General features: G+C 55.8%; 28 protein-coding genes. 16 read left to right on the top strand and 12 right to left on the bottom strand.

The genetic code is table 11. The features are described from left to right. Positions 1–52: 52 nt before the first annotated feature. The 4 genes from rsmE to ruvX all read left to right on the top strand — a co-directional run bounded on the left by rsmE (position 53) and on the right by ruvX (position 2,834). Positions 53–784 carry a 16S rRNA (uracil(1498)-N(3))-methyltransferase gene (rsmE, locus tag QRN24_RS10475; RefSeq protein WP_020883697.1) on the top strand — a complete coding sequence of 244 codons (732 nt, stop codon included), beginning with the start codon at positions 53–55 and terminating at the stop codon, positions 782–784. A 39-nt stretch (positions 785–823) separates the two neighbouring features. Beyond that, the gene (gene gshB, locus QRN24_RS10470) at positions 824–1,771 is read left to right on the top strand and encodes a glutathione synthase (protein ID WP_020883696.1); all 948 of its coding nucleotides are present in this window, start codon (positions 824–826) and stop codon (positions 1,769–1,771) included. 86 nt (positions 1,772–1,857) lie between these two features. Further along, entirely contained in the window at positions 1,858–2,418 is a 561-nt protein-coding gene (locus tag QRN24_RS10465; protein WP_020883695.1) for a YqgE/AlgH family protein, read from the top strand. Beyond that, positions 2,418–2,834, top strand: coding sequence for a Holliday junction resolvase RuvX (gene ruvX, locus QRN24_RS10460; protein WP_014171567.1), 417 nt, complete (start codon positions 2,418–2,420; stop codon positions 2,832–2,834). The genes QRN24_RS10465 and ruvX overlap by 1 nt, the downstream gene beginning before the upstream one ends. Here ruvX and QRN24_RS10455 read toward each other — a convergent pair. Then, entirely contained in the window at positions 2,800–3,825 is a 1,026-nt protein-coding gene (locus QRN24_RS10455) for a type IV pilus twitching motility protein PilT (protein ID WP_138014148.1), read from the bottom strand. The genes ruvX and QRN24_RS10455 overlap by 35 nt on opposite strands. A 17-nt stretch (positions 3,826–3,842) precedes the next feature. Here QRN24_RS10455 and QRN24_RS10450 point away from each other — a divergent pair, with 17 nt between their 5' ends. The 6 genes from QRN24_RS10450 (at position 3,843) to QRN24_RS10425 (ending at position 7,583) form a co-directional block, all read left to right on the top strand. Further along, the gene (locus QRN24_RS10450; protein ID WP_284942691.1) at positions 3,843–4,544 is read left to right on the top strand and encodes a YggS family pyridoxal phosphate-dependent enzyme; all 702 of its coding nucleotides are present in this window, start codon (positions 3,843–3,845) and stop codon (positions 4,542–4,544) included. A 21-nt stretch (positions 4,545–4,565) separates the two neighbouring features. Continuing rightward, positions 4,566–5,132, top strand: a complete 567-nt coding sequence (locus QRN24_RS10445) for a YggT family protein (RefSeq protein ID WP_014171570.1) — start codon at positions 4,566–4,568, stop codon at positions 5,130–5,132. Beyond that, positions 5,129–5,425, top strand: coding sequence for a DUF167 family protein YggU (gene yggU / locus QRN24_RS10440; protein WP_014885193.1), 297 nt, complete (start codon positions 5,129–5,131; stop codon positions 5,423–5,425). Before QRN24_RS10445 ends, yggU begins: the two co-directional genes overlap by 4 nt. Positions 5,426–5,428: 3 nt before the next feature. After that, positions 5,429–6,022 carry an XTP/dITP diphosphatase gene (locus QRN24_RS10435; RefSeq protein ID WP_014171572.1) on the top strand — a complete coding sequence of 198 codons (594 nt, stop codon included), beginning with the start codon at positions 5,429–5,431 and terminating at the stop codon, positions 6,020–6,022. Next, a complete protein-coding gene (gene hemW, locus QRN24_RS10430) occupies positions 6,015–7,157 on the top strand; it encodes a radical SAM family heme chaperone HemW (RefSeq protein ID WP_014171573.1) in 1,143 nt (380 codons plus the stop codon). The genes QRN24_RS10435 and hemW overlap by 8 nt, the downstream gene beginning before the upstream one ends. Before the next feature lie 63 nt (positions 7,158–7,220). After that, the gene (locus tag QRN24_RS10425) at positions 7,221–7,583 is read left to right on the top strand and encodes a DUF559 domain-containing protein (RefSeq protein ID WP_138614617.1); all 363 of its coding nucleotides are present in this window, start codon (positions 7,221–7,223) and stop codon (positions 7,581–7,583) included. A 61-nt stretch (positions 7,584–7,644) separates the two neighbouring features. Here the strand turns inward: QRN24_RS10425 and QRN24_RS10420 are convergent, their stop codons facing one another. From QRN24_RS10420 to trmB, 3 genes are read right to left on the bottom strand one after another with little or no spacing between them, the layout of a single operon-like run. Beyond that, positions 7,645–8,361 (bottom strand): YggN family protein, encoded by a 717-nt coding sequence (locus QRN24_RS10420; protein ID WP_020883689.1) that lies wholly within the window; start codon positions 8,359–8,361, stop codon positions 7,645–7,647. A gap of 56 nt (positions 8,362–8,417) precedes the next feature. Then, positions 8,418–8,744: a YggL family protein gene (locus QRN24_RS10415; RefSeq protein ID WP_020883688.1), complete on the bottom strand. Its 327-nt coding sequence runs from the start codon at positions 8,742–8,744 to the stop codon at positions 8,418–8,420. Continuing rightward, the gene (gene trmB, locus QRN24_RS10410) at positions 8,744–9,463 is read right to left on the bottom strand and encodes a tRNA (guanosine(46)-N7)-methyltransferase TrmB (protein ID WP_020883687.1); all 720 of its coding nucleotides are present in this window, start codon (positions 9,461–9,463) and stop codon (positions 8,744–8,746) included. The genes QRN24_RS10415 and trmB overlap by 1 nt, the downstream gene beginning before the upstream one ends. A gap of 144 nt (positions 9,464–9,607) precedes the next feature. On the opposite strand from trmB, the gene mutY reads away from it, so the two are divergent. The 4 genes from mutY (at position 9,608) to QRN24_RS10390 (ending at position 13,593) form a co-directional block, all read left to right on the top strand. Beyond that, positions 9,608–10,660, top strand: a complete 1,053-nt coding sequence (gene mutY, locus QRN24_RS10405) for an A/G-specific adenine glycosylase (protein ID WP_185791329.1) — start codon at positions 9,608–9,610, stop codon at positions 10,658–10,660. 26 nt (positions 10,661–10,686) lie between these two features. Then, positions 10,687–10,959 carry an oxidative damage protection protein gene (locus QRN24_RS10400; RefSeq protein WP_013098674.1) on the top strand — a complete coding sequence of 91 codons (273 nt, stop codon included), beginning with the start codon at positions 10,687–10,689 and terminating at the stop codon, positions 10,957–10,959. Positions 10,960–11,015: 56 nt separating this feature from the next. Continuing rightward, positions 11,016–12,092 (top strand): membrane-bound lytic murein transglycosylase MltC, encoded by a 1,077-nt coding sequence (mltC, locus tag QRN24_RS10395; RefSeq protein ID WP_025203253.1) that lies wholly within the window; start codon positions 11,016–11,018, stop codon positions 12,090–12,092. Between the two features lie 244 nt (positions 12,093–12,336). Next, positions 12,337–13,593 (top strand): nucleoside permease, encoded by a 1,257-nt coding sequence (locus QRN24_RS10390; RefSeq protein WP_020883685.1) that lies wholly within the window; start codon positions 12,337–12,339, stop codon positions 13,591–13,593. A gap of 18 nt (positions 13,594–13,611) precedes the next feature. Here QRN24_RS10390 and citG read toward each other — a convergent pair whose 3' ends face one another. Genes citG through QRN24_RS10350 form a run of 8 tightly spaced genes read right to left on the bottom strand, consistent with a single transcriptional unit; the run spans position 13,612 to position 20,929 of the window. Further along, positions 13,612–14,421, bottom strand: coding sequence for a triphosphoribosyl-dephospho-CoA synthase CitG (gene citG, locus QRN24_RS10385; protein ID WP_063925584.1), 810 nt, complete (start codon positions 14,419–14,421; stop codon positions 13,612–13,614). Next, on the bottom strand, positions 14,399–14,938 hold the full coding sequence (gene citX / locus QRN24_RS10380) for a citrate lyase holo-[acyl-carrier protein] synthase (RefSeq protein ID WP_284942734.1): 540 nt from the start codon (positions 14,936–14,938) through the stop codon (positions 14,399–14,401). Before citX ends, citG begins: the two co-directional genes overlap by 23 nt. Before the next feature lie 2 nt (positions 14,939–14,940). Further along, positions 14,941–16,458 carry a citrate lyase subunit alpha gene (gene citF / locus QRN24_RS10375; RefSeq protein WP_047356733.1) on the bottom strand — a complete coding sequence of 506 codons (1,518 nt, stop codon included), beginning with the start codon at positions 16,456–16,458 and terminating at the stop codon, positions 14,941–14,943. Positions 16,459–16,468: 10 nt separating this feature from the next. Next, the gene (citE, locus tag QRN24_RS10370) at positions 16,469–17,344 is read right to left on the bottom strand and encodes a citrate (pro-3S)-lyase subunit beta (protein WP_014171585.1); all 876 of its coding nucleotides are present in this window, start codon (positions 17,342–17,344) and stop codon (positions 16,469–16,471) included. After that, positions 17,341–17,634 carry a citrate lyase acyl carrier protein gene (citD, locus tag QRN24_RS10365; RefSeq protein ID WP_020883681.1) on the bottom strand — a complete coding sequence of 98 codons (294 nt, stop codon included), beginning with the start codon at positions 17,632–17,634 and terminating at the stop codon, positions 17,341–17,343. The genes citE and citD overlap by 4 nt, the downstream gene beginning before the upstream one ends. 16 nt (positions 17,635–17,650) lie before the next feature. After that, positions 17,651–18,676 (bottom strand): [citrate (pro-3S)-lyase] ligase, encoded by a 1,026-nt coding sequence (gene citC / locus QRN24_RS10360; protein ID WP_284942690.1) that lies wholly within the window; start codon positions 18,674–18,676, stop codon positions 17,651–17,653. A gap of 10 nt (positions 18,677–18,686) precedes the next feature. Next, on the bottom strand, positions 18,687–19,550 hold the full coding sequence (locus QRN24_RS10355; RefSeq protein WP_014171588.1) for a fumarylacetoacetate hydrolase family protein: 864 nt from the start codon (positions 19,548–19,550) through the stop codon (positions 18,687–18,689). Positions 19,551–19,567: 17 nt separating this feature from the next. Continuing rightward, positions 19,568–20,929: a 2-hydroxycarboxylate transporter family protein gene (locus QRN24_RS10350; protein WP_014171589.1), complete on the bottom strand. Its 1,362-nt coding sequence runs from the start codon at positions 20,927–20,929 to the stop codon at positions 19,568–19,570. Positions 20,930–21,274: 345 nt separating this feature from the next. Between QRN24_RS10350 and QRN24_RS10345 the strand changes: the two genes are divergently transcribed. Next, the gene (locus QRN24_RS10345) at positions 21,275–22,900 is read left to right on the top strand and encodes an ATP-binding protein (protein ID WP_025203246.1); all 1,626 of its coding nucleotides are present in this window, start codon (positions 21,275–21,277) and stop codon (positions 22,898–22,900) included. Continuing rightward, on the top strand, positions 22,890–23,582 hold the full coding sequence (locus QRN24_RS10340; RefSeq protein WP_014171591.1) for a response regulator: 693 nt from the start codon (positions 22,890–22,892) through the stop codon (positions 23,580–23,582). Before QRN24_RS10345 ends, QRN24_RS10340 begins: the two co-directional genes overlap by 11 nt. The last annotated feature ends 12 nt before the right edge of the window (positions 23,583–23,594 follow it).

Genomic DNA, 23,594 nt, shown 5'->3' with positions numbered 1-23,594 from the left:
CCTACACTAGCGGCAATTCGCTTACACCGCATGACATATGGAATTTCTGACTATGCGCATTCCTCGCATCTACCACCCTGAGCTGATTACCGTCGGCCGCGAAATTGCCCTCTCTGACGATGCCGCCAACCATGTTGGTCGCGTACTGCGCATGGGAGCAGGACAAGCTATTCAGCTGTTTGATGGTTCTAATCAGGTTTTCGACGCGGAAATTACGCGTGCTGATAAAAAAAGCGTGCATGTAACGATATTGCGCGGCGAAGTGGATGACCGTGAATCTCCGCTGCACATACACCTGGGACAGGTGATGTCGCGCGGAGAAAAGATGGAGTTCACCATCCAGAAATCCATTGAACTGGGTGTAAGCCTCATTACGCCACTTTTTTCTGAGCGCTGTGGCGTTAAACTGGATGCGGAACGTCTGAATAAAAAGATCCAGCAGTGGCAGAAAATTGCCATTGCTGCCTGTGAACAGAGTGGCCGCAACCGTATTCCGGAGATCCGCCCGGCGATGGATCTGGAGGACTGGTGTGCTGAAGAGGAAAGTGGGCTGAAGCTCAATCTCCATCCACGCGCCAGCGCCAGCATTAATACGCTGCCGCTACCCGTTGAACGTGTTCGCCTGCTGATTGGTCCGGAAGGCGGCTTGTCCGCTGACGAAATTGCCATGACGGCGCGTTACCAGTTTACTGATATTCTGTTGGGACCTCGCGTTCTGCGTACTGAGACAACGGCACTCACAGCCATTACCGCGCTACAGGTGCGTTTTGGCGATCTGGGTTAACGCTAAGCCTGAGCCCTCAGGCTTTTAACGGAGATGAAAATGATCAAGCTCGGCATCGTGATGGATCCCATCGCAAACATTAACATCAAGAAAGATTCCAGCTTCGCGATGCTGCTGGAAGCGCAGCGTCGCGGCTATGAACTCCACTACATGGAGATGAACGATCTTTACCTGATCAACGGTGAAGCCCGCGCACGTACCCGCATCGTTAACGTCGAGCAGAATTACGACAAATGGTATGAATTCGGCACCGAGCAGGATATTGCCCTTGCCGACCTCAATGTCATTCTGATGCGTAAAGATCCTCCGTTCGACACCGAATACATCTACTGCACCTATATCCTTGAGCGCGCGGAAGAGAAAGGAACGCTGATCGTCAACAAACCGCAGAGCCTGCGCGACTGTAACGAGAAGCTCTACACTGCATGGTTCTCTGACCTGACGCCTGAAACGCTGGTGACCCGCAACAAGGCACAGCTGAAAGCGTTCTGGCAGAAACACGGCGACATCATCATGAAACCGCTGGACGGCATGGGTGGCGCATCTATTTTCCGCGTGAAGGAGAGCGACCCGAATATTGGGGTGATTGCCGAAACGCTGACCGAGCTGGGCACGCGTTACTGCATGGCACAAAACTACCTCCCGGCCATTAAAGATGGCGATAAACGCGTTCTGGTGGTGGATGGTGAACCGGTACCGTATTGCCTCGCGCGTATCCCGCAGGGCGGCGAAACCCGCGGTAACCTGGCGGCCGGTGGCCGCGGTGAGCCGCGCCCGTTAAGTGAAAGCGACTGGGAAATTGCCCGCCGCGTTGGCCCGACACTGAAAGCCAAGGGCCTGATTTTTGTCGGCCTGGATATCATCGGCGATCGTCTGACCGAAGTGAACGTGACCAGCCCAACCTGTATTCGTGAAATCGAAGCGGAATTCCCGATTTCGATCACCGGAATGCTGATGGACGCCATCGAGAAACGTTTACAGAAATAACCTTTCAATACTATTAGTGACAGCACCCCGGTTTGTCCGCATACTGGGGCTGTCGCTTTTTAAACCAGGAAACAGTACCTCTGACAATGAATTTACAGCATCACTTTCTTATTGCCATGCCTGCTCTCCAGGATCCGATTTTTCGCCGCGCCGTGGTTTATATTTGTGAATACAATGAAGACGGCGCGATGGGCATTATCATCAACAAACCGCTGGAAAACCTGCAGGTTGAAGGGATTCTGGACAAGCTGAAAATTTCGGCTGAAGAGCGTCTGCCGGAAATCAGGCTTGATAAACCGGTGATGCTGGGCGGGCCACTCGCAGAGGATCGCGGTTTTATCCTGCATACGCCGCCGGTCTTCTCTTCCAGTATTCGCATCTCTGACAACACCGTCATTACGACCTCTCGCGACGTGCTCGAAACGCTGGGTACCGCTGAGCAGCCGTCGGAAGTGCTGGTGGCCCTGGGCTACTCCTCCTGGGAGAAAGGACAGCTTGAGCAAGAGATCCTCGATAACGCCTGGCTGACCGCGCCTGCGGACATGAACATTCTGTTTAAAACCCCTATTGCCGATCGCTGGCGTGACGCCGCGAAACTGATCGGCATTGATATCCTGACTATGCCTGGCGTAGCGGGGCATGCCTGATGAGCGGAACACTTCTGGCCTTCGATTTTGGCACCAAAAGCATAGGCGTCGCCGTGGGTCAGCGAATCACGGGTACCGCACGCCCGCTCACGGCCCTGAAGGCCAGTGACGGCACCCCGGACTGGAACCTCATCGAGCGCCTGCTAAAAGAGTGGCAGCCGGATGACGTCATCGTTGGGTTACCGCTGAACATGGATGGCACTGAACAACCGCTTACCGCCCGAGCGCGTAAGTTCGCCAATAAAATCCATGGCCGCTTTGGCGTCTCCGTGAAGCTCCACGACGAGCGTCTGAGCACCGTTGAAGCACGTGCAGGTCTTTTTGAACACGGCGGCTTCAGGGCTCTCAACAAAGGCAGTGTTGACTCCGCGTCTGCTGTCATCATTCTCGAAAGCTATTTCGAACAGGGTTATTGAGCGCCGGGGCCTGGAGTTGCCCCTGCGCCCGTCTTTCAGCCAGGCTCTGGTCAAAGTTCTGCATCCCCGCCTGCTGGCCGGTTTGAATAATACCGGGCAATTGCCACGTTTTTCCTTCGCGAATGAGATTCGCCGCCGCCGGAGTATTCACCAGCAGCTCATAAAGCGCCACGCGCCCGCCCTGCGCATCGGGGAGGAGCTTTTGTGCCAGCACCGCCCGCAGGCTGCCGGCCAGCTGATTGCGCACCGGATCTTTCTCCTGCGCCGGAAACGTATCGACCAGCCGCTCAATCGCCTGCGCTGCCCCGCGGGTATGCAGTGTCGCGAGCACCAGATGTCCGGTTTCTGCCGCCGTCAGCGCGAGGCGGATTGTTTCACTGTCGCGCAGCTCACCCAGCAGTATGACATCAGGATCCTGGCGTAACGCCCCGCGCAGCGCGTCGGCAAATGACGGGCTGTGTTGGCCAATCTCGCGCTGCTGGATCAGGCACCGTTCGCTCTGGTACAGAAACTCCACCGGGTCTTCGAGCGTCAGAATATGCCCGTCAGTATGGTGATTAAGAAAATCCACCATCGCTGCCAGCGTAGTGGACTTACCGCTGCCGGTTGCCCCGGTGACCAGGATCAACCCGTTGTCACTGGATAACAGCTCAGGAACAACCCGTGGCACCCCCAACGCGGGGAGTTGCGGGCAGACCCCGGGCAACAGCCGCAGCGTCATTGAGACGCCGCTTGTCTGTTTAAACGCGCTTCCGCGCAGGCGCTGGTTGCCCGCCAGGGTGACGGCAAAATCCACCTGCCCGTTTGCCCACCACGTTCCCTGCTGTTCATCGTTGAGCCACGCTTTTAATAACGTATCGACTTCGGGCGGCGGAAACGGCGCGGGTTCAAGACGACCTGATCTGCGCCAGCGCGGTGGCGAATCACTGCACAGGTGTAGATCGGAGACATTATGCTTTACACTAAGGGCCACAATTTCTTCCACATCCATACAATACTCCTCGGAAAATGAACGACATTGCGCACAACCTGGCACAGGTCCGGGACAAAATCTCAGCTGCAGCAACACGTTGCGGCCGTGCTTCAGAAGAAATTACGTTACTTGCAGTGAGTAAAACCAAGCCTGCGAGCGCCATCGCAGATGCGATTGAGGCGGGTCAGCATGCGTTTGGTGAAAACTACGTGCAGGAGGGCGTGGATAAAATTCGCTTCTTCCAGGAACAGGGGAAGACGGATCTGCAATGGCACTTTATTGGCCCCTTGCAGTCGAACAAAAGCCGTCTGGTCGCTGAACATTTCGACTGGTGCCATACCATTGACCGTTTGCGTATTGCTTCGCGTCTGAACGACCAGCGCCCTGAAGCGTTACCGCCGCTGAATGTGCTGATTCAGGTCAACATCAGTGACGAAAACAGCAAGTCCGGTATTGCGCTGGAAGAACTGGATGCGCTGGCAGCAGACGTCGTGGCACTGCCGCGCTTAACCCTGCGCGGGTTAATGGCCATCCCGGCACCGGAGTCAAGTTATGAAAGGCAGTTTGCCGTGGCACAGCAAATGGCTGTAGCATTTGAGGCGCTTAAAGCGCGCTATGAAACGGTAGACACGCTTTCTCTGGGCATGTCGGATGATATGGAAGCCGCCATCGCGGCAGGCAGCACTATGGTACGCATCGGCACGGCAATTTTCGGTGCGCGCGATTACACCCAATAATAAGGAAACCTGAGGAACGCCATGAAGACGTTGACTTTCCTGCTTTCAACGGTCATTGAGCTGTATACGATGGCGCTGTTACTGCGCGTCTGGATGCAGTGGGCCCGCTGTGATTTTTACAATCCGTTCTCGCAGTTTGTCGTGAAAATCACGCAACCTATCGTAGGACCGCTGCGTCGCGTCATTCCGGCGATGGGCCCCATTGACAGTGCTTCTCTGCTGGTCGCGTTTATTCTGAGCGTTATCAAAGCGATTGTGCTGTTTATGGTTATCACCTTCCAGCCGATAATCTGGATTGCCGCCGTACTGATTCTGATAAAAACCGTCGGTCTGCTGATCTTCTGGGTGCTGCTGGTCATGGCGATCATGAGCTGGGTAAGCCAGGGCCGTAGTCCGGTGGAGTACGCGTTAATTCAGCTGGCTGAGCCGCTGCTGCGTCCAATCCGTAACCTGCTTCCGTCTATGGGCGGCATCGATTTCTCTCCGATGATCCTGGTTCTGCTGCTGTACGTCGTGAATATGGGGATCGCTGAGCTGTTACAGTCCACGGGCGATATGCTGCTGCCGGGGCTATGGATGGCGCTATGAGTGCAGTGAGCACTTGCGCTGACGGGCTGGTTTTACGGCTGTATATTCAGCCTAAAGCCAGCCGTGACAGTATTGTTGGACTGCATGGCGACGAGCTAAAAGTCGCCATCACTGCCCCACCGGTTGATGGCCAGGCGAATGCGCATCTGACCAAATATCTGGCAAAACAGTTTCGTGTCGCCAAAAGCCAGGTGATCATCGAGAAAGGTGAACTTGGGCGGCATAAACAGGTAAAAATTCTCAACCCGCAATCTATCCCGACGGAAGTCGCGGCGCTGACAGAGCAGGATTAAACAATGCAGAAAGTTGTTCTCGCTACCGGTAACGCCGGTAAAGTGCGCGAGCTGGCCTCGCTATTAAATGATTTTGGACTGGATGTCGTTGCACAGACCGAACTGGGTGTGGATTCCGCCGAAGAGACAGGGCTGACGTTTATCGAAAACGCGATCCTGAAAGCGCGCCATGCCGCACAGATTACCGGTTTGCCCGCGATTGCCGACGACTCCGGTCTGGCGGTAGATGCCCTTGGCGGTGCGCCGGGTATCTACTCCGCACGCTATTCAGGCGTCGATGCCACCGACCAGCAGAATCTGGAAAAGCTGCTTGTCGCGTTGAAAGACGTGCCAGATGATAAACGCCAGGCTCAGTTCCACTGCGTACTGGTCTATCTGCGTCATGCCGAAGACCCTACGCCAGTCGTCTGCCACGGCAGCTGGCCGGGGGTGATTACCCGTGAAGCGGCAGGCAGTGGTGGCTTTGGCTACGACCCGATTTTCTTTGTCCCGTCTGAGGGCAAAACCGCTGCGGAACTGTCCCGCGAAGAGAAAAGCGCGATTTCCCACCGTGGACGCGCCCTGAAACTGTTACTGGAAGCACTGCGTAATGGCTAATTTGCCACCTCTGAGTCTTTATATTCACATCCCGTGGTGCGTGCAGAAATGCCCGTACTGCGATTTCAACTCGCACGCGCTGAAAGGTGAAGTGCCGCATGATGACTACGTTGCGCATCTGCTGGCCGACCTGGATGCCGATGTACCTTACGCACAGGGACGTGAAGTTAAGACCATTTTCATTGGTGGCGGTACGCCGAGCCTGCTTTCTGGCCCGGCGATGCAAACGCTGCTGGACGGCGTGCGTGCGCGCCTGAACCTGGCCGCGGATGCTGAAATAACAATGGAAGCCAACCCCGGCACCGTTGAAGCCGACCGTTTTGTCGATTATCAACGTGCAGGCGTAAACCGCATCTCGATCGGTGTCCAGAGCTTTAGCGAGCCGAAGCTGAAACGTCTGGGACGCATTCACGGCCCGGAAGAGGCAAAGCGCGCGGCAAACCTGGCCACTGGATTAGGCCTGCGCAGCTTTAACCTGGATTTGATGCACGGTCTGCCGGACCAGTCGCTGGAGGAAGCGCTGGACGATCTGCGTCAGGCGATCGCGCTTAACCCACCGCATCTCTCCTGGTATCAGCTGACTATTGAGCCAAACACGCTGTTTGGTTCCCGTCCGCCGGTGCTGCCGGATGATGACGCCCTGTGGGATATCTTTGAGCAAGGTCATCAGCTTTTGACCGCGGCAGGTTATCAGCAATACGAAACCTCCGCATACGCGAAGCCGGGTTACCAGTGTCAGCACAACCTGAACTACTGGCGCTTTGGTGATTATCTGGGGATTGGCTGTGGCGCACACGGTAAAGTGACCTTCCCTGACGGGCGCATCCTGCGTACCGCCAAAACGCGTCATCCGCGTGGTTACATGGAAGGCCGCTACCTTGAACGTCAGCATGATGTTGAGGCGGCGGATAAACCGTTTGAGTTCTTTATGAACCGCTTCCGCTTGCTGGAACCCGCACCACGTGCGGAGTTTGCGCGTTATACCGGATTGCCGGAAGCCACGATTCGTCCGCAGATTGACGAGGCGCTGGCGCAGGGATATCTCACCGAGTGTGAGGATTACTGGCAGATCACCGAGCACGGCAAACTGTTTTTAAACTCCCTGCTTGAGTTGTTCCTCGCAGAAGATTCCTGAAGGCTGATTCAGGATTTTGCACCCCATTCTGCCGGCTGAGGGAAAGGCTGGCAGAGTGTGGGGATGGATATTACTCGTACTGATGCAAAACAGCTCAGACGGGAGCTGACAAAAGAAGAAAGACGGCTTTGGTATCTACTGCGCAGCCGCCGCTTCGAAAATTATAAATTTCGTCGACCACATCCTGTAGATCACTACATTCTGCATTTCGCCTGCTGTGCGGCTCATCTGGCTATTGAACTGGATGGCGGGCAACATGATGAAAAGCAGGAATACGATCGTCAAAGAACGTGCTGGCTTAACGAGAAAGGCTGGTATGTCATTCGATTTTGGAACAACGAACTCTGGAATAACGAAGAAGCGGTGTTAGAAAAGATCCTTGAAACACTGCAAATGCTGCAACCCTCACCCCGGCCCTCTCTCTAAAAGGGAAAGGGAGCAAACCATCCCCTCGCCCCTTTGGGGAGAGGGTTAGGGTGAGGGGAAATTACTTCAGCGTTCCCACCAGCGCCTTGCGGCTATCTTCCAGCGACACCACGCGTTTACAAACGTCTTTGCCGAACTGCTGGAAATCGTCTTCCTGGTTCTTCCACTCGTTCTGAATTGAGGTCTGCAGACCGCCCAGGCTACCGAGCACGCCCTGCAGTGGGTTACCGCCGCCTTTCAGCACCGCTTTAGCCCCCATCTCGTTAATGCTGTCCTGCAGGATGCCACCCATTGCCTGGTTCACCAGCTGCTGACCGTCGGCACGAACCTGATCGATTGCCTTGTAATGGAACGTCAGGCCGTCGGAGCGATGCTCAATAATGCGGTTCATCTGCTCTTTCAGCTGTTTGTCGAGCTTCGTCAGGCGGGTGCGCATGTTACTGCTCTCTCCCACCTCTTTGGTGATGATCTTATCCAGCGCAACGCGGCTCTTCTCTACGCGCGTCAGGGCACCTTCATCAATCCACGGCAGCGCGGTACGCAAATCGGCCTGGTAGTCTTTCGCCTGCTCACGCTGAGCGGGGGTCAGGTTGTACTGTTTACCGTTAAATGTGACGTTCCCGTCCGGCGTAATCACCAGATGACCGTTCTCGCCTTTGACCTGCACGGTTTGCGGGCTTAACACCACGTCATCACGCGGGGTGACGCTACATTTATACTCCGCATGAGCGGTGAATCCGGTTGCCATTAAGGCAACAGCCAGCAACGTTTTGCGCATCTTAAACACTCCCTCAGACAAAATGGGCCAGCTAATGCTGGCCCCTTACTGCTTAATTAGTCCCACCAAACATCAAAAAGTTCGCTGACGCGGACATCTTCCAGTTTGTGGTCTTCAAGCCATTTGCGTACAAGCGCCTGATGTTCTTCGGTGCATTTACCGACTTCCTGGGTGCAGATCAGACCTTCCCATGCCAGGTAACCGCTACCATCAAAGGCCAGCTTGTTTGGCTCGATCACTTCATTAATGAACGCATCTACGTCCTGATCGATCTGGTCTACGCTGGTGCCTTCCGGGAAACGCCACGCAACGGAGAAGCCCACTTCCTGGAATTCTTCGATGTGCATTTTTTTACGCAGACGACGGCTACGATTCTTTGCCATTATTTCACCCTCTCGAACATTAAGTCCCATACGCCGTGACCAAGACGATGGCCACGCTGTTCAAATTTTGTCACCGGACGTGAATCCGGACGCGGTACATAGTCGTTGCTTGCAGACTGGTTTTTATACCCGTCCAGAGACGACATGACTTCCAGCATATGTTCCGCATAAGGTTCCCAGTCGGTCGCCATATGGAAGACACCGCCCAGTTTCAGCTTACTTTTTACCAGCTCAGCAAACGGCGCCTGAACGATACGGCGTTTATTATGCCGTGCTTTGTGCCACGGGTCAGGGAAAAAGAGCTGAACCATGGTCAAAGAATTGTCAGGAATCATTTTGTGCAGCACTTCAACCGCGTCGTGACACATAACGCGCAGGTTCTCAACGCCCTCTTCATGAGCCGTTGCCAGACATGCGCCTACGCCTGGCGAGTGCACCTCAATGCCGAGGAAATTTTGCTCCGGGCGCGCGTGGGCCATGGTAACCAGTGAAGACCCCATACCGAAGCCAATCTCCAGTGTTACCGGCGCGTCGCGGCCAAACAGCTCGGTAAAGTCCAGAGGCTGCTCGCTGAACTCAACGCCCATCACCGGCCAGTAGTTGTCCAGCGCATGTTGCTGCCCTTTGGTCAGGCGACCCTGACGGCGGACAAAGCTGCGAATACGGCGCAGCGGGCGACCGTTTTCATCAAATTCCGGTGAAATGACGTCGTTTTTCATAAAAGAGTTGTCTGCTTGTGAGAATGTTCGGGAAACGGGCATTATCCAAAGTTAAGGCTTCTATGCAAGCATGGGAAAGATCCGGTTTACAGCAGATTGACGCTGTGCTGCAATCGGCGTCCCTGATTATGCGAATCGATGACCATGCAAGCCTCTCAATTTTCAGCCCAGGTGCTGGACTGGTACGACAAATACGGGCGTAAAACCCTGCCCTGGCAAATTGAAAAAACGCCTTACAAAGTATGGCTCTCCGAAGTGATGTTGCAACAAACGCAGGTCGCCACGGTGATTCCTTACTTCGAGCGCTTTATGGCACGTTTCCCAACGGTGACCGACCTGGCCAATGCGCCATTAGACGAGGTGCTGCACCTGTGGACCGGTCTCGGTTACTACGCCCGTGCGCGCAATTTGCATAAAGCCGCGCAGCAGGTGGCGACCCGACACCACGGCACATTTCCGGAAACCTTCGATGAAGTGGCTGATTTGCCCGGCGTCGGACGTTCAACCGCTGGCGCAATCCTCTCCCTGTCTTTAGGTAAACATTTCCCGATCCTCGACGGCAACGTGAAGCGCGTCCTCGCACGATGCTATGCCGTTGACGGCTGGCCGGGAAAAAAAGAGGTCGAAAAACGGCTGTGGGAGATCAGCGAAGCGGTTACCCCGGCAAAAGGCGTGGAGCGCTTTAACCAGGCGATGATGGACCTGGGGGCCATGGTCTGCACGCGATCAAAACCGAAATGCGAACTTTGCCCGGTCAATAATCTCTGCGTGGCTTATGCGAACCACGCATGGGCGCAGTATCCGGGCAAAAAACCAAAGCAGACACTGCCAGAGCGCACCGGCTACATGCTGTTGATGCAGCATGGCGATGGGGTCTTTCTGGCGCAGCGGCCGCCGAGCGGCCTGTGGGGTGGTCTATACTGCTTCCCACAGTTTGAAAATGAAGAATTGTTACGGGAATGGCTTAAACAGCGCGGCATCGCTGCCGATAACCTGACGCAGCTGACCGCGTTTCGTCATACCTTTAGCCATTTCCATCTGGATATTGTACCGATGTGGCTTCCCGTGTCCTCAATCACCGCCTGCATGGATGAAGGAACGGCTCTCTGGTATAACTTAGCGCAACCGCCATCAGTCGGGCTGGCGGCTCCCGTGGAGCGCCTGTTACAGCAATTACGTGCCGGTGCAATGGTTTAGCATCAGCCACCAACAGAGGAATGAGTATGGCCAGAACTATTTTTTGTACTTTCCTGCAGCGTGACGCTGAAGGCCAGGATTTCCAGCTTTATCCGGGCGAACTGGGTAAGCGCATCTATAACGAAATTTCCAAAGAAGCCTGGGGACAGTGGCAGAAAAAACAGACCATGCTGATCAACGAGAAGAAACTCAGCATGATGAACCCGGAGCACCGCAAACTGCTTGAGCAGGAGATGGTGAACTTCCTGTTCGAAGGCAAAGACGTCCACATCGAAGGCTATACGCCGCCGGAAAAATAACAGCGTGCGGGGGCAACTCCGCCGTACAAGCAAACACAACACGCACTCCCGGAATGATGAAAAAATTTTTAGCGCTAGCCCTTGTTGCGCCGTTGCTTGTCTCTTGTTCTTCCAAAAAAGGCGATGATTACAACGAAGCCTGGATAAAGGACACCAACGGTTTTGACATTTTGATGGGGCAGTTTGCCCATAACATCGAAAATATATGGGGATTTAACGAAGTTCTTATTGCCGGACCTAAGGACTACGTTAAGTACACCGACGCCTATCAGACCCGTAGCCACATCAACTTTGATGAGGGGACTATCACGGTTGAAACCATCGCAGGCACCGAACCTGCCGCACGGTTACGTCAGGCGATCGTGAAAACCTTACTGATGGGTGATGATCCAGGCTCAATCGATCTCTACTCCGACGCCGATGACATCACCATCTCCAAAGAACCGTTCCTGTACGGCCAGGTTGTCGATCAGACCGGACAGGCCATCCGCTGGGAAGGGCGTGCCACAAAATTTGCCGATTATCTGCTGCAGACGCGCCTGAAAAGCCGCTCTAACGGCCTGAAGATCATCTACAGCGTCACCATTAACCTCGTGCCGAACCACCTCGACAAACGTGCGCATAAGTACATTGGCATGGTGCGTCAGGCCTCGCGTAAGTACGGCGTGGATGAGTCGCTGATCCTGGCGATCATGCAGACCGAATCGTCGTTTAACCCGTACGCGGTAAGCCGTTCCGACGCGCTGGGACTGATGCAGGTCGTGCAGCACAGCGCAGGTAAAGACGTCTTCCGCGCTCAGGGTAAATCCGGTACGCCGAGCCGCAGTTATCTGTTCGATCCACAAAGCAACATTGATACCGGCACCGCCTACCTGGCGATGCTCAACAATGTCTACCTGGGGGGGATTGATAACCCAACATCACGTCGCTATGCGGTGATCACCGCGTATAACGGCGGTGCGGGCAGCGTCCTGCGCGTCTTCTCGAGTGACAAAGTGCAGGCGGCGAATATCATCAACAGTATGGCGCCGGGGGATGTCTATTCAACGCTTACCACCCGACACCCGTCTGCGGAATCGCGTCGTTATCTGTATAAAGTGAACACGGCGCAAAAAAACTACCGTCGACGCTAAACCCTTTACCCTGCCCTCTTCCTGTGGGAGAGGGCCAGGGTGAGGGCATCAGACCGCGCCCTCCCCGCCCCACCCATACGAAAATGTTATTTGCATCACAATCCAAACTGCAAATTAATGTGGATTGCATTTTTTTGCGGGAGGTAACAAAACATAACCTCGCCTGCTGATAGAATTGCATCAAATAACAACCCTGAATGTTCCTATAACAACATATCTCCCGCTCACTTGTGAGGAAAGTAACATGAACCTTAAGCTGCAGCTTAAAATATTGTCGTTTCTGCAGTTCTGCCTGTGGGGTAGCTGGCTGACTACACTCGGCTCCTATATGTTTGTGACGCTCAAGTTCGATGGTGCGTCTATCGGTGCCGTCTACAGCTCGCTCGGCATTGCGGCTGTCTTTATGCCAACGCTGCTGGGTATCGTGGCGGATAAATGGTTAAGTGCGAAATGGCTGTACATGCTTTGCCATCTGGTGGGTGCGGGGACGCTGTTTATGGCAGCCCAGGTCACCACGCCGGGGGCGATGTTCATGGTGATCCTGTTTAACTCGCTGGCCTACATGCCAACGCTTGGCCTGATCAACACCATCTCCTACTACCGCCTGAAATCTGCCGGTATGGAAATCGTCACCGATTTCCCACCAATCCGTATCTGGGGCACCATCGGCTTTATCATGGCAATGTGGGGCGTGAGCTTCGCAGGCTTCGAACTGAGCCATATGCAGCTCTACATCGGGGCGGCACTCTCCGTGGTGCTGGCGCTGTTCACCCTGACCCTGCCGCATATTCCGGTGTCTAACCAGCAGAAAAACCAGAGCTGGAGCACCATGCTCGGTCTGGACGCCTTTGCGCTGTTTAAAAACAAACGCATGGCGATCTTCTTTATCTTCTCCATGCTGCTGGGTGCGGAACTGCAGATCACCAACATGTTCGGCAACACCTTCCTGCACAGCTTCGACAATAACCCGCTGTTCTCTGGCAGCTTTATCGTTGAACATGCGTCAGTGATGATGTCCATCTCTCAGATCTCTGAGACGCTGTTCATCCTGACCATCCCGTTCTTCCTGAGCCGCTACGGCATCAAGAACGTCATGCTGATCAGTATCGCTGCATGGATGTTGCGCTTCGGTCTGTTTGCCTACGGCGACCCAAGCCCGTTCGGTACCGTGCTGCTGGTTCTGTCGATGATTGTTTACGGCTGCGCCTTCGACTTCTTCAACATCTCTGGTTCGGTGTTTGTGGAAAAAGAGGTGAAACCTGAAATCCGCGCCAGTGCTCAGGGTATGTTCCTGATGATGACCAACGGCTTCGGCTGTATTCTGGGCGGTGTGGTGAGCGGTAAAGTGGTTGAGATGTACACCACTAACGGCATCACCAACTGGCAGCCCGTGTGGCTTATCTTCGCCGCGTACTCATTGGTACTGTTCTTCGCGTTTATCGCACTGTTCAAGTACAAGCACGTACGCGAACCGCACGCTGCGCAGCCTATCGCGCATTAATGATTATCCCCTCTCCTTTCAGGAGAGGGGTAATTTCGCCAGCACCCATCCTACCGACAATAAATCCGCACTGCCCCCCGGGCTTAAATTCCGTTCAATGAGCGCATTGTCCATCTGTATTAATGCATCACGATCCCAGCCACGCGTCAGTAATGACCGCGCATAACCCTGCACATAGCGCAGCCCTTCCATACCGCCGCGCGACACCAGGTTACTGTCCTGATTCATCGCCATCAGGCGCAGCAGCAGGTCATGCAGCGCGTGCCCGTTCCATTGCGCCAGCGCTGCACGCACCGTAGCAAAACCGCTTTCCGCTTCGCCCCGCGCGCCGGTTAACCCATACTGCTGAAACTGCCGCTCCCCTGCCGTCGCCTGTCCACTGCGGGCCGCCAGCTCACGCGCCACCAGCCCGCGACAGAGGTGACTCACCTCACTACAGAGGCTCTCAGCCGTGGCGTGTTTCACACGTCCGGCGGCAAAGCACAGCAAACCGAGGGCAAAAATGCCGCCTTTATGCGTGTTCACCCCGCATGTTGCAGCGTACATTGCCTGTTCACAGGCAATGCCCATCGGGCGAATGATCCGTATTTGTTCTGCCGCGGGTTTATCCGCATGGGTATGACCCAGCTCTGCAAAGCGCGCAAACCACGGGGTGATAGCCGCAATACTGCGGGCAAACAGCGCATGGTCCATATCGCGGTGTGCACCGTTGTTGAGCTTATCCACCAGACCCGGCTTTGGCGTCAACGCCAGCTCCTGCCATAACGCCTCTTCGGCGAGCCCTGGCACATCGCATGGCTGCGGGTTAGTCGCGAGCAAACCAGTCATCGATCATCTTCTCCACGCGAGCCACCACCTGCTCTACAGGATGCTTACGCGAACGGGAACAGGCGTGGGCAGGCTCATCACATACCAGACAGCGCCGGAGGTGTGACCCTAAAGACTGGCGCCCCACATGCCCCTGTGCCGGGCAGATCACATCCAAATCCCACAGCCTGCCGAGCGGGTGAGTCTGCTCCAGATCCGTACAGTGCGCTTTGATTTCCGCCGCCGGATGCGCCACGCACCAGATTGCTTCTGGCCCGGTGGGCAGCCACAGCACCTGGCGGTCCAGCACCTGCCAGCGGTTTTCCCACAGCAGCTGGTCGCACATCTGCAATGCCACGCCCATCGTATTGCGATAGCGCAGGCTGTCTTTGATCTCCCCGGGGGTGACGAGCGTGAGAGAAATCACCGGTTGTTGATAGTGCGTGAGCCAGTCAGTCTGGCGTGCTGCACGGCGCTCTTTCGCCACCAGCAGCTCCTCCAGGCTGACACCCGCCCGCACGGGTGTCGCTACAGTCATCATTACTCCTTCACCTGTCGAACGGTGTCGATGACGCTGCCGTCGCGGTAGCGGATCACACCGACGATTTTGTCGGTAAACTCAATGGGTTTTGGTACGCCGGTCAGTGATATCGCCCGCTCGAAAAGCGCGTTGATATCGACAACGTTGAGGCCTGCGGCAAGCAGTCGTTCGCGGATTTCCGGGCGTGCCGGGTTAACCGCGATGCCGTGATCGGTAACCAGCACGTCGATGCTCTCCCCGGGCGTCAGCCGGGTGGTCACCCGCTTCACGACGGTTGGAATACGGCTACGCAGCAGGGGGGCGACCACGATGGTCAGGTTTGCCGCCGCGGCCACATCACAATGTCCGCCGGATGCCCCACGCATTACGCCGTCAGAGCCGGTAATAACATTGACGTTAAAATCGACGTCAATTTCCAGGGCGCTGAGGATCACCACATCAAGCTGGTCGCAGCTTGCTGCCTTGCTGCCGGGGTTGGCATAAACGTTGGTGGAGATCTCCACATGATTCGGATTTCGTGCCAGCGAGGCCGCGGCCTGGCCGTCGAAACACTGGGTATCAAGCAGCTTTTCGATCAGGCCTTTCTCGTGCAGATCCACCAGGCTGCCGGTAATGCCCCCGAGCGCGAAGCGCGCCTTCACGCCGCTGCGCTCCATTTTCTCCTCCATAAAGCGGGTACAGGCGGTAGCCGCCGCACCGGAGCCGGTCTGCATGGAAAAACCGGGTTTGAAATAGCCTGAATGTTCAATCACATCCGCCGCGTAGCGGGCAATCATCAGCTCACGCGGATTACTGGTCACGCGAGCCGCACCGACGCTGATTTTCGCCGGGTCACCCACGCTCTCCACCTGCACAATGTAATCCACCTGATCCTGCACCAGACTGGCGGGCATATTCGGGAACGGCACCAGTTCTTCGGTCAGCAGCACCACCTTGCGGGCGAAATGCGCATCCACCATTGCATAGCCCAGCGAGCCGCAGCACGATTTCCCGTGCGTGCCGTTGGCGTTGCCAAATTCATCGCTGCACGGCACGCCAAGAAACGCCACGTCGATATTCAGCTCACCGTCCTGCAACAGCTTCACGCGCCCGCCGTGGGAGTGAATTTGTACCGGCTCGGCCATCAACCCGTGTGAGATAGCGTCCGCCAGCTTGCCCCGCATACCGGAAGTGTAAATCCGGGTGATAACGCCGCTTTCGATGTGTTCGATCAGCGCGTCGTTACAGGTCATCAGCGAGCTGGAAGCCAGCGTCAGGTTTTTAAAGCCCATACGCGCAAGCAGCGCCACGACGGTATTGATCACCCGGTCGCCTTCGCGAAACGCGTGGTGGAAGGAGACGGTCATCCCGTCCTGTAACCCGCTGCGTAACACCGCCTCTTCGACCGAAGCACAGAGCTTACGGGTGTGTTTTTCGTCAGGGCTGTTCAGCCATGGCGTTGCGCTGTGGGCGGCATCAAACGGTTTTAAGTCCCGCAGATGGGGGAAATTCACATGGAGAAGTTCTGTCTGATTCATTGTGTAATCCTTAACGACGCACGCCGGAGGCCGCCGCGCGTTCCAGCACCATCTGCGCGTGGTTAATAATAGGGGCATCGACCATTTTGCCGTTGAGCGACACGACGCCCAGGCCGTTACGCTCCCCCTCTTCTGCAGCTTCAATCACCCGTTTCGCGTGATCCACTTCCTGCTGGGTTGGGGCATAGGCGTTATGTAACAGGTCAATCTGACGTGGGTTAATCAGCGATTTACCGTTAAAGCCCATCTTGCGGATCAAATCGACCTCACGCAGGAAGCCGGCTTCATCGTTAACGTCCGACCACACCACGTCGAAAGCGTCGATACCCGCGGCGCGGGCGGCGTGCAGCACGGCACAGCGGGCATAAAACAGCTCAGTGCCATCCCCGCGTTCCGTCTGCATGTCCATCACATAATCAAAGGCAGCCAGCGCGATCCCGATTAAGCGCGGAGAACTGCGGGCAATGGCCACGGCGTTAATCACCCCGATCGCCGATTCAATAGCCGCCATAACGCGGGTCGAGCCCGGCTCGCGCCCGCATTCACGCTCGATACGCGCCAGATGCCCTTCCAGCTCATCGATATCCTCCGGGGTGTCGGTTTTCGGCAATCGAATCACGTCCACCCCTGCCCGCACGGCGGCTTCCAGATCCAGCAAGCCAAACGGCGTGCTCAGCGGGTTAATGCGCACCACGGTTTCGATATCCTGATACATCGGGTGCTGCAGGGCATGAAACACCAGCATACGCGCGGTATCCTTCTCGCGCAGGGCGACGGCGTCTTCAAGGTCAAACATGATGGAGTCCGGGCGGTAGATAAATGCCGTAGAGAGCATGGCGGCGTTTGCGCCCGGCAGGAACAGCATACTGCGGCGGAGTTTGCTCATTTCAGCGCCCCCCAGTTGAGTGTCGGCTCATCGGCTGCGCGCAGGAGCGCGCTTTGCAGGCGGGCGCGGATCACACAGTCCAGCGCCCCTTTGTCTTCAACAATAATTAATCCCTGGTGCACGTTCATGGCGCGCAATGTGTCGTTAACGACCTGGCGAATGTGTTCGCCGAACTGCTTAATCACTTCACTGTGGATGATAATTTCCAGCTCACCCTGAGCGGGGGCAATTTTTACCATCAGGTCGCTGGACTCCTGTGTACCGGCCAGCGCCTCCCTTACAATTTTCATGATAAATTCCTGATAGTTATGCGACTTCCGCACTCGCACGGTAATGCGTTTCGAGGTGCGCGAAGGTGGAGTCCGGGACAATCTCCCGGATCCGGGAAAACTGCTGTGTCTTAAGCAAGCGGCGGACTTCCGACGCGGAAATAGCGTTGCCGGTGACCTTGATGCGCGGCATTTCCACCACGTCAATCTGTGAGGCCAGCAGGTCGTGCAGCGTCTGGTTGTACTGACGGGTGATATCGCAAAACGGCTCCGAACCGATAAAGCGATGCGTAATACCCAGCGCCGGGGCGATAAAGTCCCGAAAGATCAGCACATCGATTTCGCTCCACGCCTGCTGTACTTTGCCGGTCTCTTTCAGGAAGTAGGCCGGGAACGTGGCGCGGGAGATGATGTACTGCGATCCTTCATGCACAATCACGTTCGGCAGATGCGCCACGCCCGCCCGTACCATCTCTAGCCGGGCGCTGAACGGGAAGAACGAGGCATCCTCGCGCACCACAAACAGATGCAGCGCATCGCACTGCCCCGCGGCCTGCTCGACCAGATGCCGGTGGCCGAGGGTAAACGGATTCGCATTCATCACGATCGCGCCAATCTTCTTCCCGGCCTTGCGCTGACACTTGAGCGCGCGGCAGTAGCGCTGGATCCCCTGCGGGGTGTTCTCCATCAGCACCGCGTTGTTCCCGCTCTGGGCAATCGGCCAGAAGCCGCTGCGGCCAAAGCGCTCCTTGTTGCACGGACGGGTGCAGAGGAAGAGGTGAAAATGGCCGCGCTCCAGCGCCGCATTTTCCACCTCTGCCAGCAACCGTGCGCTGAGGTTCTCCCCACGAAGCTGCTCGTTTACCGCCACGCACTTGATGACGTTAGCGGCAAGCCCGGCACAACCCACCAGCTGCGTGCCGGACCAGGCTTCGACAAACAGCGTGATGTCGTTGTCCAGGCCAAGGCCGCTGTCTGCCAGCAGGTAACGGATCTGGCTTAAGCGTCCCGGGTGTTTCGCCACAAGGGTGTGGCGAAAATCGATAGTGGGTTGACTGTTCATGCCGTTTTACTCAGTGTGCTGCCGCAAGCCCGGTGGCGGGCGCTTCCATGATCACATTGCTCAGATGACCGATATGCTCGATCTCCACCTCAATGCGATCGCCCTCTTTCATGAACAGCGGCGGGTTGCGCTTTTTGCCCACGCCGCCAGGGGAGCCGGTGATGATCACATCGCCCGGGCTGAGGCGGGTAAAGGTGCTGATGTATTCGATAAGCTCCGCGACCTTGTGGATCATGCTGCTGGTGTTGTCTTCCTGCACCATACGGCCGTTAAGCCAGGTGCGGATCGCCAACTGGTGCGGGTCCGGGATCTCATCAGCCGTCGCCATCCACGGGCCAAACGCTCCGGTCTGACGCCAGTTCTTGCCCGCCGTAAACCAGGTGTGCTGCCAGTCGCGGGCGGAGCCGTCCATATAGCAGCTGTAACCCGCCACATGGCGCAACGCCTCATCACGGCTGATGTTCTCTCCGGCTTTGCCGATGATGACCGCCAGCTCTCCTTCGTAGTCGAATTCACTGGAGTGACGCGGCTTCAGCACCGGTTCGTTGTGGCCGGTCTGCGAATCCGGGAAGCGGACAAACAGCGTCGGCGCCGGGTTGTGCTGGTCAAACTCTTTGCGTTTGTCGGCGTAGTTCATGCCCACGCAGAGGATTTTTTCCGGCTGCTCAATCACCGGTAAGAAGGTGATGGCATTCAGAGGGACATCCACGGCGTCGTTGAGATAACGGGTGGCCTCGGCCAGCCCGTTGCCCTGCAGCAGCGCTTTGAGGTCGCTGTAGCGGTCGCCGAGACGGCGACCTAAATCAATCACACCTTCGGCCTGAACGATGCCGTAGCTGCGTGTTCCCTGGTATAAAAAGCTTGCGAGTTTCATTGTTCTTTCCTGAAAACTTAAACGAGGAAGTTGCCCAGTATCAGCAGAGAGATGGAGACGTTAATCGCGCCGCCAATACGGGTAGCAATCTGGGCGAAGGGCATCAGGCTCATACGGTTGCCTGCGGTCAGAATCGCCACGTCACCGGTACCGCCCTGGCCGCTCTGGCAGCAGGAGACGATGGCGACATCAATCGGGTGCATGCCAATCTTTTTGCCCACGAAGAAACCGGTCGCCACCAGCGCGGAGACGGTGCTGACAATCACCAGCAGGTTGGTCAGCGTGAATGCGGCGACCAGTTCATGCCAGGGGGTAATGGCCACGCCCACGGCGAAGAGAATGGGGTAAGTTACTGACGTCTGGAAGAATTTATACACCACCTGAGAGCCTTCCAGCAGACGTGGAGAAGCACCATTACAAAGCTTGACCAGCACCGCCATAAACAGCATGCCAACCGGCGCAGGCAGGCCAATCAGCTTGTGGCCGAGCATCCCCAGCATGTAGAGCAGAACGGCCAGCAGTGCGCCAGAAGCGATCGTGGTGACGTCTGCTTTACCGGAGAACGCAGGCTGTGCGGTGGTTTCATCGGTATTCGCACGGTTAGGCATCAGCTGGCCTTCGCCGGTCAGGTGCGGGTAACGTTTACCGAGCTGATTGAGGCAGCCGGAGATGATGATTGCCGTCAGACCGCCGAGCATAACCATAGGCAGAACGCGACCGAGCGCCACGCCCTGGTCCATATGCAGCAGGGTGGCATAGCCGATGGAGAGCGGAATCGCCCCTTCCCCAACACCGCCCGCCATGATCGGCAGAATGATAAAGAAGAAGATCTGGAATGGCTCAAGGCCCAGCGCTATCCCTACGCCCATGCCAACAATCATGCCGACAATTTCGCCGCACAGCATCGGGAAGAAGATGCGCAGGAAGCCCTGAATCAGCACGGTGCGGTTCATGCTCATGATGCTGCCGACAATGATGCAGCAGATGTAGAGATACAGAATGTTGGTGGATTTGTAGAACTTCGTGGTGGACTCCACCACCACATCCGGCAGCAGACCGTAATAGACCAGTGCCGAAGGAATAAAGGTGGCGCAAATCGCCGCCGCACCGAGTTTACCGACAATCGGCAGGCGCTTGCCAAACTCACCGCAGGCAAAACCGAAGAACGCGAGCGTGGCGACCATCACCACGATATCGCTGGGCAGTTTGCCGCCGAGGCAATCAATGGCAATCAGCGCGCCGGCCAGGACAAACAGTGGCAGAGGGATAATTCCGATTTTCCACGTATCCATAATATGCCACCAGCGCTCTTTGAGTGATGGTCGCTGAATATCAATCGGGTCGTGGGTAACAGAGAAAGAATCGTCAGTTGTGCTCATAATAAGCCCCTTAGTTATTTTGTGCGTTCAGCTTAGAGTCACAAAGGCTTACTTTATGTGAGGGATGGCATATTAAAAGCGAAGTTTTTATGGCAGCTATGGTTTTAATGGTTTCTTTTATTTAATGTGATTCACGCCTTATTTATTGCCGTGGTTTTTATGGTTTCTTTTCTAAAACGAACAATCAAATAACATTTCTCCAAACGGCTTCAGGCGCATAGGCTATTCGGAAAATTCTTTTACAGGGCCTGCTGTGCAAGGGATCACAAGTTTTCGGCAAACCGGGCATCCGCGCGAAAAAAGATGATATATTGGCAACCTTTGCTGCTACCTCGCGTGATAGTTATGAAAGTATCGTTTCAGATTAAGCTGTTTATTTCGCTGGTCGCCTTTTTCTCAGTACTTTTTGCGTTACTGGGCGGATATTATTACGTCGATGTCGGCAAGCAGCTTTATCAGGAAATGAGCGCACGTGCCAAAATACAGGCGGAAGAGATCGCACTTATTCCCTCATTACGTGATGAGGTTGAACAAAAAGATATCAAAGCCATCCATGATTTTATGCAGAAAATTGCCGCTCACAGTGACGCCAGCTTTATTGTGATTGGGGATAATAAAGGTCTGCATCTTTTTCATTCGGTTTTTGCCGACAGAGTGGGCAAGACGCTTATCGGTGGAGACAATGAGGAGGTCCTGCAGGGAAAAAGCACCACCACCATCCGCAAAGGGGGGTTGGGTATTTCGCTGCGCAGCAAAGCGCCCATCTTCAACGATGCGGGGCAAGTGGTGGGGATTGTCTCGGTGGGTTATCTCACCAGCTACCTTGATACCATTACCGTCAGCAAAGTGGTCAATATCCTGCTGGCCGCCGTGCTGCTGTTGATTGCGCTCTTTATCTTCTCCTGGTTCTTTACCCGCAGTATCAAGAAGCAGATCTTCTCCCTGGAGCCACGGGAAATCGGCCTGCTGGTGCGCCAGCAAAAGGCGATGATGGAGTCTATCTATGAAGGGGTGATCGCCATCGATGATGAGCTGCGCATTGAGGTGATCAACCAGGCGGCGCGCAAGCTGCTTGGCCTGAGCCAGCCAGCCCGTGAACTGCGCGGGCAGCTGATTAGCCAGGTTATCGACCCTGTCCCGTTCTTCTCGACGCAGACGATGCTGGCGAAAGATACCCATGATGAAATTTGCCGTTTTAACACCCTCACGGTGATTGCCAGCCGGGTGCGCATCATGCTTGAGGATTCGCTGCAGGGCTGGGTGATCACCTTCCGCGATCGGAATGAAATTGACTCGCTTAGCGCCCAGCTCAGCCAGGTTAAACGCTATGTCGATAACCTGCGCATCATGCGTCATGAGCAGTTGAACCGCATGACCACTCTGTCCGGCCTGCTGCACATGGGCCGCTATGAAGAGGCGATTGGCTATATTCAGGCGCAGTCGGAACACGCTCAGGAGCTGCTGGACTTTATCTCTTCCCGCTTCAGCTCCCCGACCCTGTGTGGCCTGCTGCTGGGTAAAGCCGCCCGCGCGCGTGAGAAAGGGGTCGAGCTCAGTTTTGACCCGGCCTGCCGGCTGGACAGGCCGTTCCCGTCGCTGGCTGAAGAAGAGCTGATCTCAATCATCGGCAACCTGCTGGATAACGCCATCGAAGCGACGCAGCGCTCACCGCTTCCCCATGCACCGGTCGAAGTGCTGATCAAACTGAGCGAGCAGGAGCTGATTATCGAAGTGGCCGACCAGGGCGTTGGCATCAAACCGGAGATCCGTGACAGGATATTTGAACGCGGCATCACCACCAAAACACGCGGCGATCACGGGATTGGCCTGTATCTGATCGAAAGCTATGTTACGCAGGCTGGCGGCGCGATAGAAATTGCCGATAACACCCCGCGCGGCGCCATTTTCTCTCTGTTTATTCCCGCCCGGCGTCCCGCCCAGCAACTGGAAGATACCGACTATGCAACATGAACTTATCGACGTATTGATTGTTGAAGACGAGAACGAACTGGCGCAACTGCACGCGGAACTTATCGGTAAACATCCGCGCCTGAGGCTGGTAGGGATCGCCTCGTCTCTCGCTGCCGCCCAGGTCCAGCTTGAAAGCAAACAGCCGCAGCTTATGCTGCTGGATAACTATCTGCCGGACGGTAAAGGGATCACACTGATCAATGACCCCATGCTCACCCGCGCCAACTGTTCGGTAATTTTCATTACTGCTGCCAGCGACATGGACACCTGCAGCCAGGCCATCCGAAATGGCGCCTTTGATTACATCCTGAAGCCGGTCTCCTGGAAACGCCTCAGCCAGTCGCTTGAACGCTTTGTGCAGTTTGCCGAACAACAGCGGGTCTGGAAGATTGTCGACCAGCAGAACGTCGACTCGCTCTACCAGCTGCAGGCGAAAAACTACCGTCTGGATAACGGCAGCAAAGGTATTGAGGAGAATACGCTGGCACGGGTGCAGGCGTTGTTTAACGACAAGGCGACACACTGTTTTTCCGTCGACGAGGTCGTGCAGGAGACAGGATTAAGTAAAACCACCACCCGACGCTATCTGGAGCACTGCGTGGAGGCGGGGTTTCTGAGCGTAGAGATGTTGTACGGGAAGATTGGGCATCCACGGAGGATGTATAAGAGAAGTGCGGTGTGAGCCCTGACCCTC

The sequence above is a fragment of the Enterobacter sp. MEB024 genome, assembly GCF_030209635.1.
Taxonomy (GTDB): Bacteria; Pseudomonadota; Gammaproteobacteria; order Enterobacterales; family Enterobacteriaceae; genus Enterobacter; species Enterobacter ludwigii.
Note: the sequence above shows the minus strand (reverse complement) of the source record. Positions and strands in the feature narration are given on the sequence as shown.